Origin of the sequence: Roseibium sp. MMSF_3544, from assembly GCF_030732845.1 — a bacterium.
Taxonomy (GTDB): domain Bacteria; phylum Pseudomonadota; class Alphaproteobacteria; order Rhizobiales; family Stappiaceae; genus Roseibium.
Genome location: NZ_JASHKA010000017.1, coordinates 121,777 through 133,392 on the forward strand (window position 1 = coordinate 121,777; position 11,616 = coordinate 133,392).

At 59.1% G+C, this 11,616-nt stretch carries 9 protein-coding genes; 5 read left to right on the top strand and 4 right to left on the bottom strand.

Features of this window, described 5'->3' with window-relative positions:
- Positions 1-125 precede the first annotated feature (125 nt).
- On the bottom strand, positions 126-692 hold the full coding sequence (locus RBB47_RS22105; RefSeq protein ID WP_305988060.1) for a DUF3291 domain-containing protein: 567 nt from the start codon (positions 690-692) through the stop codon (positions 126-128).
- 180 nt (positions 693-872) lie between these two features.
- On the opposite strand from RBB47_RS22105, the gene RBB47_RS22110 reads away from it, so the two are divergent.
- The 3 genes from RBB47_RS22110 to RBB47_RS22120 all read left to right on the top strand — a co-directional run bounded on the left by RBB47_RS22110 (position 873) and on the right by RBB47_RS22120 (position 2,830).
- Positions 873-1,700: a sulfite exporter TauE/SafE family protein gene (locus RBB47_RS22110; RefSeq protein WP_305988061.1), complete on the top strand. Its 828-nt coding sequence runs from the start codon at positions 873-875 to the stop codon at positions 1,698-1,700.
- Positions 1,701-1,815: 115 nt separating this feature from the next.
- Positions 1,816-2,517, top strand: a complete 702-nt coding sequence (locus RBB47_RS22115) for an AzlC family ABC transporter permease (RefSeq protein ID WP_305988062.1) — start codon at positions 1,816-1,818, stop codon at positions 2,515-2,517.
- The gene (locus tag RBB47_RS22120) at positions 2,510-2,830 is read left to right on the top strand and encodes an AzlD family protein (RefSeq protein ID WP_305988063.1); all 321 of its coding nucleotides are present in this window, start codon (positions 2,510-2,512) and stop codon (positions 2,828-2,830) included. Before RBB47_RS22115 ends, RBB47_RS22120 begins: the two co-directional genes overlap by 8 nt.
- Positions 2,831-2,849: 19 nt before the next feature.
- Here RBB47_RS22120 and RBB47_RS22125 read toward each other — a convergent pair whose 3' ends face one another.
- Complete coding sequence (locus RBB47_RS22125) at positions 2,850-4,388, bottom strand: AAA family ATPase (protein ID WP_305988064.1); 1,539 nt, start codon at positions 4,386-4,388, stop codon at positions 2,850-2,852.
- 125 nt (positions 4,389-4,513) lie between these two features.
- On the opposite strand from RBB47_RS22125, the gene RBB47_RS22130 reads away from it, so the two are divergent.
- Together RBB47_RS22130 and RBB47_RS22135 are read left to right on the top strand one after the other, a co-directional pair.
- Positions 4,514-4,894, top strand: coding sequence for a hypothetical protein (locus RBB47_RS22130; protein ID WP_305988065.1), 381 nt, complete (start codon positions 4,514-4,516; stop codon positions 4,892-4,894).
- Between the two features lie 494 nt (positions 4,895-5,388).
- Positions 5,389-7,056 (top strand): thiamine pyrophosphate-binding protein, encoded by a 1,668-nt coding sequence (locus RBB47_RS22135; protein ID WP_305988066.1) that lies wholly within the window; start codon positions 5,389-5,391, stop codon positions 7,054-7,056.
- A 12-nt stretch (positions 7,057-7,068) separates the two neighbouring features.
- Here RBB47_RS22135 and RBB47_RS22140 read toward each other — a convergent pair whose 3' ends face one another.
- Positions 7,069-8,613 (bottom strand): MFS transporter, encoded by a 1,545-nt coding sequence (locus tag RBB47_RS22140; RefSeq protein WP_305988067.1) that lies wholly within the window; start codon positions 8,611-8,613, stop codon positions 7,069-7,071.
- Positions 8,614-8,680: 67 nt separating this feature from the next.
- Positions 8,681-11,410: a bifunctional acetate--CoA ligase family protein/GNAT family N-acetyltransferase gene (locus tag RBB47_RS22145; RefSeq protein ID WP_305988068.1), complete on the bottom strand. Its 2,730-nt coding sequence runs from the start codon at positions 11,408-11,410 to the stop codon at positions 8,681-8,683.
- Positions 11,411-11,616: the final 206 nt, after the last annotated feature.

Genomic DNA, 11,616 nt, shown 5'->3' on the forward strand with positions numbered 1-11,616 from the left:
TTCAATCCTTTCCCAACTGTGGCACGGAACGGTCCGTGCGCTGTTGGGCTTAAGATTGTCGCGCTTTACTGTTTTTACAATTGCGCTGAAATTGGACAATTAGTCATGGATTATTGAACAATATCCTATTGAACTGCCTTGGGCAGATCTGCACGCAGGCGATTATGTTCCGCGATGTCGCGTGATCGCTTGGCGTCGACGATCATCGTGTTGCCGTTGGGATCAAACGCGGCCTTAAAAGTGAAGGCGATTGCACTTGGCCCAAGGTCGCCAAGCAATTCATGCCGTTCAACCGCTTCTTCCCAGTCCGGCTGGTGGTTCTTGGGAACCCACCAAAGCACATAAGGCGGGTAATCCAGCGCCTCCTTCACGAAAAGATGGCCGAGGCGCAGGATTTCCGCGTGTGGACCCCGGTAGACCGCCGCGAGCGCGGATTCCAGGTCTTGCCAAAGGGAAATCGTCGACGGAGCCCAGCCATCGCCGTTGTCGGTCCAGTATTTCGGAAACACCTGCTCGCCCCAGATTTCCGTTTCCGGTTCGTCGTCATATCCAGCGCGCGCAATGAACCCGTCAGCGCGCTCCATGGCGGCCCAAATGGCAGGTTCATGGTTGAAGAAGTCGTCATTCACCGGGTCGTCCGCCCGGGTACGGAACTGCGCAAACGTATAAAGCGCGAGCCAGTGATCGGACATGTCTCCTCCCGTTCGATCGCCGCCAAAGAGTGTCCGTATTCAGGTTGGTCTGCAAGACTTTGTTGTTCAGGTGAAACAGTTTGTTGCCAGATCCGGGTGGAAAAACTGGTCGGGCTTGTCCTAAAAGCAGGAAGTGGTATGCCTGCCGGCAAAACACGACCCGCCGGAAAGGAATTCAACTTGGACGATCTCAGCCTCTTCTCCCTCAGCCTGCTCGCACTTTCGCTTCTTGCGACGGGCGTTGTGGCCGGGATTATTGCGGGATTGCTCGGTGTCGGCGGCGGGATCGTGATCGTGCCTGTGCTCTACTACATGTTCACGGCGCTGAAGATCGATCCGTCGGTGCTGATGCATGTCGCGGTTGGAACGTCACTGGCGACGATCCTGGCAACAGGGGCGTCGTCCGCGCGCGCGCACTACAAGCGCGGCAGCGTCGATATGGATCTGCTGAAGCGATGGTGGTGGGCCATCGCGCTTGGTGTTCTTGCAGGTGCGACGCTGGCTGGTAACATTTCCGGTGGCGCACTGACGCTCGTTTTCGGGATTGTCGCGCTTGCAGTTGCAGCCAACATGATGTTCCGAAAGGACGGATCCCACCTTGCCGACAAGCTGCCCGGTTCTCCGTTCAAGGAAGTGCTCGGTTTCCTGATCGGCGGGATCTCGGTGATGATGGGCATTGGTGGGGGCACTCTTGGCGTCCCGACCTTGACGCTCTTCAACTATCCGATCCGCAAGGCGGTTGGCACAGCGGCGGCAATCGGTCTGATCATCGCAATTCCGGGGACGCTTTTGTCCATCTATTTCGGCTTCGACCTTGACGGCAGGCCACCGCTCTCACTCGGTTATGTCAACCTGATCGGGTTCCTTCTGATTATTCCGGCTTCGACCCTCACCGCGCCGCTCGGTGCGAAAATCGCACATGCCATTGATCCGTCGAAACTCAAACTCGTGTTCGCGTTGTTTCTTGGCTTCACCGGCCTGCGAATGATCTACGACGTGTTCTTTTGAGCGCAGGACAAGCATCCGTGATAAGTGGATCAAAAGGTTTCATTGGTTCTGAAGCAACATTTTCGGGATAGTGACCGGCCCGCAAATGGGTCCGGGCTCCGAACTTAGGTCGTAAATGCTTGAAAAAAATGTCACTCTCAGCCTGAGCGGCTGCGTGCAAGGCGCTTTGATGTGCATACCGGTCTTCCCCGGCATCATCGTGTTCGGCGCAGTGTTCGGCACTGTGGCGGCGCAAAAGGGTCTGTCGTTTCTCGAAACGCTGTTGATGAACTCGATTGTGTTTGCGGGCGCCAGCCAGTTTGTTGCGATGGAGATCTACAGCGAACCGCTGGATCGGGCGACGCTCATTGCCATGGTGGGCGTTACGGCCGCCGTCAACATGCGCATGTTGCTCATCGGGGCAAGTCTGCGGCCCTGGCTTGGCACGGTGCCGGGCTACAAGACATATCCGGCCCTGTTTTTCCTGACAGATCTCAATTGGCTCCTTGCGCTGTCGCAATACGAAAAGGGCGCACGTGACTGGGGCATCTACCTGGGAAGCGGATTGATCATCTGGGCGGTTTGGTCGCTTTCCGTGATCCCCGGCTATTTCGCCGGAAGCCTCATTTCCGATCCGAAAGCCTTTGGCCTCGATGTCATCCTGCCCGCCTTTTTTGTCGCCCTGCTTGTGCCGCTCTGGAAAGGAAAACGGCAGACCGTCTCCTGGCTTGCGGCCGGGGCGGTCGCCTGGGTCACCTGGGCATTGTTCGGCGGCTATTGGGGCATTTTTACAGGCGCGATCGCCGGTGCGTTTGCGGGGGCCTATTTTGATGAGTGAAGGGGCCTTTACCGCGGACAGCATGGTCCTGGTCGCCATACTCGGCATGGCAGCGGTTACCTACGCGCTCAGAGCCGGTGGCTACTGGATCATGGGCCGCGTCACCGTCACCCCCCGGATACGCCGCGGCCTGGAAGCCTTGCCCGGTGCGATCATCGTTTCCACCATCTTGCCCATCGTGTTGCAGGGCGGCCTCGTCGTTGGTTTGTGCCTGATCGTTGCCGTTGGCGTGCAGCAGAGGGTGAAAAAGGAATACATCGCCGTATTTTGTGCCGCTGCCGCCGCAGCAGGCCTTCGCGCCTCTGGGCTTTAGCCGGGGGCTCTGGCGGCTCTTACAAAAGCGCTTCGCGTGCGAGCTCGGCGGTTTTTTCAGCATCGCCGCCGGCGTCGATCTCCGTCCAGGTCATCCGGCCCAGCTCATAGGAGGTCTGCTTGTCGACAATGTCCGCCGTTGCGTCCGAGGCGTCGTCGGCACGGTGCGTCACCCGCTCTTTCAACACCGCGGCAGGCGCGGCGAGCCAGAGGCCCGAAAAGTCGGCCTCAACCCTTTGCGCAATCTCCTGGATCTTGACCCGCTCGTTTTCGGCTGCAAACACCGCATCGAATATGGCCGAGTGCCCGGCGGCAAGCACGGTCTGAACCGTCTTGTCGATGGCTTTGTAGACGCGATTGGAAGCTTCAAGGGTGTAGGCCTCGGGCGGCGCTTTTTCGGTTTCCGGTATGTCGAGCAAACGCTTGCGCATGACATCGGTGCGCAGAATGCGCGCGCCCGGAGCGCGGCCAATGTCCGGCGCCAGCTCGTGGGCAAGCGTGGTCTTGCCGGTTCCGGAAAGCCCGCCAATGGCAACCAGATCCGGCCGCGACGGCTCCAGAAACGCCTGGGCAAATCTGAAATAGGTGCGCGCCTGGCCCTTCAGGACGTCCATCTGGACCATGTCCGACTGGGCCAGTGCCGAGCTGGCGGCGATCTTGGAGCGGATAGCTGCGCGCATCATCAGGTAGAAGGGCAGTGCGGCCAGTCCTTCCGGATGTGTGTCCAGCCGGCTGAGGTCCAGATACTTGTTAAAAACCCGGTTAGCGGCGCGCGGTTGCCCGCGTTCCCATAAGTCCATGAGCAGGAATGCGAGATCGTAAAGAACGTCCCCAGTCGCGATTGCGTCGGAAAATTCGACAGCATCGAAGAGGACGGGTTCCTCATCGATCAGGACGATGTTGCGCAGATGCGCGTCGCCGTGGCAGCGCCGGACAAGGCCTTGTTCCCCACGTTTGAAGATCAGGTCCTTAAGTGAGCCCAGCACGGATCTGGACTGTTCCGTCAGATGACGCACGTCTTCGGCTGGAAACAGATCCGGGTGCTCATGAAACGCGGCATCGTTCTGCTCCACATAAGATGCCAATTCTTCGTAAAAACCGATACCACTGCGAAGCGGGGCCTCCGCATGCGCGGCAACCATCATCTTCGCGAGGCTGTCCGACAGCGCGTCGGGAAACGGTGCCCTGGACGCAAGCACGTCGAGTTCGTTCCGCCGTTCGAACCGGTTCATTTCGATGGTCCACTCGACGGGGTCGCCGGCACCGTCAAGGCAGAGGCGACCGTCCGATTCGCGCGTGACGGGCAGAGCCTTACGATAGATCTGCGGCGCGTTCGGGCGGTTGAAGGTAATTTCCGCCTTGCAGGCCTCTTCGCGCAGCGCCAGTGTCGAATAGTCGAGAAACGGAAATTTGACAGACCGCTTGATCTTGTAGGCAAGGCCGCCGATCAGAAAGACGATATTGGCGTGCGTGTCGATCCGAACGACGTCCGGTCGGTTCGGGTCGTCGGATGCCAGTCCTTGAAAAAACGCGAAAACACTGTCCTGCGAGTGTTCCATATCCGGTCCTGCTGTGACGCCAATTGACTGTGCACGATCTACGGGGCGCCCGGTTTGATTCTGCTCAATGTTGCACACCGTTGAATTGGCACAAATAGAGTGTCGTGTCTTTACAGGAGGACCCCATGAGCGACTTTCCGGCACTAAGAAAGATCAGGCTGAACCTGGCCCGGACAAAAGAGTACCCGCAAGGTTCTGCGCGGCACGGATATGAATTCACCGCACCGCTTGATGAAACGGGCCATATTGACGCAACACTCTGGAAGCAGGAGCGGGATCATTGCCGCGTGCGCAGGTTCTGGGGTGACGAAATGGAAGAAATCGGCCATCTGATACACCGTCCCGGCGGCTCCTGGGCATTCCACTACGATATCGACGGCGACGATGACGACGAGGCGGGTTACCGCTTCGGTGCCCACGCTTTCAATCCGGGTGAATATGTTTCGATCAAGGATGAAGACGGTGACATGCACACCTTCCAGGTCGTGACGGTCCTGCCGGTTTGATGACTGTTTCAATTGCCAACCCGAACGGCTTTCACCGAAGCCGTACATCCTTATCTTGAAGCGCGAAGCGCTGCGACTGTTTGAAAGAAGAGCTGCAAACTGAAGTGCACGTGACCTATCTTTCGAGGCAGCGCTGCGCTCTTCGTCAGTATGAAGGTGTGATTTAATTGCTTGGGAAGTCGCCAGGTTGATCACCTCTCCCGAGGGGAGAGGTCGGCCTGAAAGGCCGGGTGAGGGGGCAGACCCTTCATTTTACACGAGAAGTTTGTTCCCTCACCCTGACCCTCTCCCAACGGGAGAGGGGAAAGTTGTCACAAGAGACCGAATGTCGGAGCAACAAAGTCTCTTCAGGCGGAAAACCACCAAAGGAAAATTCATTCAATCCAGTTTGGAATGATCTCATTGCAAAAAAATCTGATTTCAGGTTCTGACAGTCGCCTCTTTGTTACGCTATAGAATGAACGGCTAAATACAGAAGGATCGGGAAGCGGGACATGGACCAGAAAACCGGCGGCGAATTGTTGGTGGAAGCGCTGGAACGGCACGGAGCGGAGCGCGTGTTCTGCGTGCCGGGTGAAAGCTATCTTGCCGTTCTCGACGCCCTTCATGACGCCTCCATCCCGGTCACGATTTGCCGCCAGGAGGGCGGCGCAGCGATGATGGCTGACGCCTTTGGAAAGCTCACCGGAAAGCCGGGGATCTGCATGGTGACACGTGGACCGGGCGCCACGAATGCGTCGGCCGGTGTGCACGTTGCAGCGCAGGATTCCACGCCGATGATCCTGTTCATCGGTCAGATCGAGCGCGGCATGCGCGAGCGCGAGGCCTTCCAGGAAGTCGACTACCGGCAGATGTTTGGCGGGATTGCAAAATGGGTCGCCGAAATCGACCAGGCCGACCGCGTTCCGGAGTTCCTGTCCCGTGCGTTTCATGTGGCCACGTCCGGCCGTCCGGGCCCCGTGGTGCTGGCACTGCCTGAGGACATGCTTGTTGAAACCGCATCCGTTGAGCAGCCGCCTGCCTGGCAGCAGGTTGAGACCCATCCGGGCCTTACCCAGATGGCGGACCTGCAGAAACGGCTCTGGGCAGCCGAGCGCCCTATCGCGATCCTCGGGGGTGGCCGCTGGTCGGAAGACGCGGTTGCGGCCTTCACGCGGTTTTCTGAACGATTCGACCTTCCCGTTGCCTGCTCGTTCCGCCGCCAGATGCTGTTCGACAACCTCCATCAGAATTACGCGGGCGATGTCGGGATCGGCATCAACCCCAAGCTCCTGGCACGTGTCAAAGCGTCTGATCTCATTCTTCTGGTTGGAGGACGCTTGTCGGAAATGCCGAGCCAGTCCTATTCGCTCCTGGATATTCCCCAGCCGCATCAGCAGTTCGTTCACATTCATCCGGACCCGGAAGAGCTTGGCCGGGTCTATCGTCCCGCTCTTGCAATCAATGCCAGCCCGACCGCATTCTGCAAGGCAGCAGAAGGCCTGCAACCGCCAAATGAAATCAAGGGTGTCGGCGAAGCGGCCGCGGCCCACCGGGACTATCTGGACTGGTCCGGAGCGCGTCCGGAAACTCCCGGCGTGCTGCAAATGGCAGGCGTCATGAACTGGCTCGAAGGGAAGTGGCCGGACGATGTGATCTGCACCAATGGTGCCGGAAATTATGCAACCTGGCTGCACAGATTTCACAGGTTCCGCCGCTACGGCACACAGGCCGCACCGACATCCGGATCGATGGGATATGGCCTGCCGGCTGCGGTGGCCGCCAAACTCGCGTTTCCAGAGCGTGAAGTGGTCTGTTTTGCCGGCGACGGCTGCCTGCAGATGACCATGCAGGAATTCGGAACCGCCTGCCAGGAAGGCGCCAACATTATCGTTCTCGTGATCGACAACGGCATGTACGGCACCATCCGGATGCACCAGGAACGAACCTATCCGGGCCGCCCGTCGGCAACGAAACTGGTCAATCCGGATTTCGCGGCGCTGGCTGCATCCTATGGCGCATTCGGTGAGACTATCGAAACGACGGAGGCATTCGGTCCGGCCTATGAACGCGCACGCGCCTCCGGAAAACCGGCCATTCTGCACCTTAAGCTCGATCCCGAAGCGATCACTCCGACGGCTTCTCTGAGCCAGATAAGAGCTACGGCCGAAGCCGGCAAATAACAGGACCGGGCCTCAGATTTCCGCGTCGCCTTCATCCGGCGCATCGGTCCTCAGTTTGCTCTCATCCAGGCTGAGGGAAATGACGAGGCCAAGGATGGCGACCGCAAGACCGAACCAGAAGGCTGCGTGCAGTCCTGACGCAAAAGAGTCCCGCACCGCGCTTGTTATCGCTTCAACGTCCTTGCCGGAATAGCGTTCCGTTATCGCCTTGACGGCCGGATCCTCGAGCGTTCCGGCAGCGAGAACGCGAAGGTCGGCGGTGGGCAAGGTCAGATTTGCGGCGGACAGAGCAGACTCAACCTTCCGGGTCGCGCTCCCGAACATCATGGCCGTTGCGCAGGCAATGCCGATGGCGCCGAGACCGAGATGGAACATGAAAGAGAGCCCGCCCGCGAGACCTGCTCCCTTTGGACCGACCGCGTTGACGGCTGCCGTTCCGGCGGGGCCGAAAGCAAGTCCGCCGCCAATGCCAACGACAAGCATCACCGGAATGAGAGCGGGATAGCCCCAGGACGTTTGCAGGAACAGCATCAGGATGCAGCCGACAACCAGAGCGCCGCAACCTGCCGCCATCAGTTTCCGTGGACCAACCGCGTTATAGTAGTTGCCGACCATCAGGTTCATTGTGGCAAGCACGACCGCCATTGGCAGCATGCCGAGCGAACTCCACAGGATCGACCAGCCGAGGACTTTTTGCATGTATTGCGGCATGTAAAGCAGGCACAAGAACAGGACAACGGCGGGGAGGCCGTTAAGCGCAAGCGTTCTGACGAACTGATGATTGCGCATCATGGGCAGTGGAATCATCGGGTCCTTGACGAAGCTTTCCACGAAAGGGAAAGCCCCAAAGAAAACGATGGCAGCCACGAAGAGGAGAACCGTGGTGCCCGCAAACCAGCCAGCGTCGGCGCCTGTATCAAGCCCGAAAAGCAGGCAGAACACGGCAATCGCAAGCACGACCATCCCGAATATGTCGACCGCCTCGTTTGTCGCGTGTTCCTTTTCCCGCTCGATGAAATGAAAGATCAGAGCGGCGGAAAGAACCGCAAAGACGGCATTGAAGACGAAGAAACCGCGCCAGTCCCCAATTGAAGACAAGGTACCTGCGATAAAGGGCGCCATGACGTTGCCCGCCGCAACGGTTCCCAGAAGGATACCCATGGCCTTGCCGCGTTCGTCATCACCGACCGAGGTGGCTGCAAGCGCCAGTATGCAGGGCCAGACAAGAGCCGTTCCGATACCTTGCGCGGCCCTTGCGAAGATGAGCGTGGAGACATTTGGAGCAAGAATACAGCCGATCGAAGCCACGAAGAAAATGCCGAGACCGATGAGGACATATCTTCGGTGACCGAGCAGGTCGCCGAGACGCCCACCTGCAACGAGCCCCATCGACAGGGTCAGCGCGTAGGCGTTCAGGACCCATTGGGTCGTTGTGATGTCGACGGAATATTCCTTTTCGATCGCCGTCACCAGCAGCATCGCGCCGGTGAAATCGGTCCCGATCATGAAGGAGGGAATCGAGACCGCCCCCAAAATCCGCTTTGCCTTGCTGTCCACGTGCCCCTCCCGCAAATGACTGACGGCAAGGGCACCGTAAAGCTCGTCAGGACTTCGGGCAACAGGCTCAATTCTCTTCGGGCATATCGGAAACCGGCAACGTCACCAGTGCGATGCCGGGATCGTCCGGCGAGGTGCCGACCGTAAAGCCAAGGGCCTGGCACATGGAAATCATCGACGTGTTTTCCTTCAGAACCTCTCCCTTGACGGTCTGGATACCGTCTGCCCTTGCGTATCGGATGATCAGCTTCATCAACGCCCAGCCGAGCCCGACGCCTTTCAGGTCGGAGCGCACCATCACGGCATATTCGCCTGTCTGATGATCCGGATCGGCATGAAGGCGCACAACCCCGAGCAGGCTTCCGGTCTGCGGGTCGATTGCCGCGAACGCGATGGCGCGGGCATAGTCGAGCTGTGTCAGCCTGGACAGAAATCGGTGGCTGAAGTCGCGCACAGGGGCGAAGAAGCGCAGCCTGAGGTCTTCCGGCGTGATGGATTCAAAGAACGTTTTGAAGAGATCCTCGTCTTCCGGTCTCACGGGCCGGACGAAGACCTCCCGGTCTCCCTTGAGCGTCAGTGTCTGCTCCCATTCCTGCGGATAGGGCGTGATGGCCAGGCGCGACCCGCCGGTTCGCCCGGGCCGCTTTTCCGGATGACACAGCGTCATCCGGGCATCAAGGCCGATCAGGCCGGAGGGCAGGGCGACCAGCGGATTGATATCCAGTTCCATGATCTCCGGAATGTCGATCGTGATTTGCGACAGCTTGACGAGAGCCTGCGCCAACGCCTCCCTGTCGAGAGCTGGCCGGGAGGGGCCTCCGTCCAAAAGGCGGGCGATGCGGGTTCTGCCGATCTGGGCTTCTGCCAGGTTGAGATCCAGCGGCGGCAATTCCAGTGCGATGTCCTCGCTTTCCTCGATGGACGTTCCGCCATGGCCGAACACCAGCACCGGACCGAACTCGGCGGTCTCCGCAAGGCCCATGTAAAGTTCCATTCCGTGGCGGTCTTCGAGCATCGGGTGAACCGAAACGCCTGCAATTGCTGCGTCCGGATAATCTCTCCTTGTGTTTGCGATCAGCTCCTCGGCGGCTGCCTGGACAGCCTCGGGGCTTTCAAGTCCCAGCCGGACACCGTCGATCCGCGACTTGAACGGCAAATCCGGAGAAATCAGTTTCGCAACGCAATGTCTGGATTTGCCGAAGAAGGCGCGGGAAAGGTCGGCAGCCTCCTCCGATGTGGCAGCCATCACCGTTTCCATGATGGGCATATCGTAGGCTTCGAGAACGTCACAGACTTCCTTTGGATCGAGCCAGCTTCGCCCCTCCTGCAGGGCCGTCTCCACGTTGGTGCGGGCGCGTTCAACATCGGGAGTGAATGATGTCGGAAGACTCGGCGGCACAGCCATCAGGAATTCACGCGCTTGTGCATCATGGGCGAGGTGCATCAGGCTTCGCGCTGCTTCTGCCGGGCTGGCATAGTTCGGGATCTTTGCTGCGGAGAGCTCGGCGCGGATCGTGCCGTCGCTGCCGATAAGGCCTGCAACAAGTGCCTTTTTCCGACCTGTCCTGCGCCGGTCTTTCGCAGCGGCATCCGTGACAGCTTTTGCGATGGACTTCAGAGGCTGAAATGCGCTGGCCGCTTGAAGAACGACCGCACCATCAACGCCGGGATCTTTCAGAACAGTCGTGATTGCGGTCGTGATTTCTTCCGGTGAAACGCTTTCGCGCAATATGAGGGACCCACTCGCGGCGGGCGTCGTTTCAAGATGCGTCTGATCGCGGCTGACCGCGTCCAGCTCGAGTCGGGTTTCCGGGCTCAGCGTTGCAAACTCTCCACCAAGATCCTGCAGCCTGTCGACGGCGAGGCTTGCAAGGCTCCGGCCATTGGCAATGACCGCGACCTGATTGCAGCGCGGAACACGAATATGCGAGAGCGTTTCCAGCGCTTCGAACATTTCGTCGAGATCGAAGACCCGCAGCAATCCCGTTCGCCGAAAAACAGTTTCGTAGACGAGGTCGGTTGTCGCCAACCGGCCTGCATGGGTGCGGCCGGTACCGCCTGTGTCACGGCTCTTGCCGGACCGGATGACGATCACCGGCTTGCTGCGCGCCGCTGCGCGCGCTGCGGAGATGAATTTGCGGGGAACGGCGATGCCCTCAAGATGCAACACGATCGACCGCGTGCGGTAATCTTGCGCGAAGTAGTCGATCAGATCACCCAGATCGACATCGATGCGCGCCCCAAGCGAGACCACGGCCGAAAAGCCGGTATTGTGGGTTTTTGCCCAGGAGAGCGTGGCATTAAGGACCGCGCCGGACCGCGAAAAGAAGGCGATGTCACCACGCGCCGGAGCTTCAGCACTCAGGAGTGCATTCAGATTGCTTGCCGGAACGGCGATGCCAAGCGTGCCCGGACCGATCAGGCGAAGGTTTGTTTTGCGGGCAGCTTCGCGGCACTTTTGCATGAGCGGCTCCGGCCAGCTTTCGAAACCGGGCGAGGGGATCAGAACTGCTCGTGTACCGCCAGCCCCCAGTCTGTCGATTGTCTCCGGAAGCGCTTCAGGTGTTGCCAGGTAGATGACCAGGTCAGGCATCTGTTCCAGTTCGCTCAAAGACCCGTATTGGGACCCTTTGAACGGAACGTCTTCTTCGATCCCGATGAGCGAAACCTGGTGTTCGGCCTCGATGTCGTGCAGGCACTCAATCAGCTTGGCGGTCAGCACGCCCGGGTGACGGCACGGGCCGATGACACCGACGGAGGTCGGTGCGAAAAAGCCTTCGAGATTGCGAATGGTCACGGAAGTCCATCCTTTTCAAGAGCCTTGGTCAATGCCTGACCCTAGCGGACATTTAAGACAGAAAAATTCCCGCGGGTCCGGAGTGACCGGAGCCGCGGGCAGCCTTCATTCTGATTTGCCCAAGGGTCAGTACCCTAGGTGTGAAATCTAAGAAGGTTGTTCACTCACATTGAAGATCTGAGACTGGTTGGTGACCAAACACAATC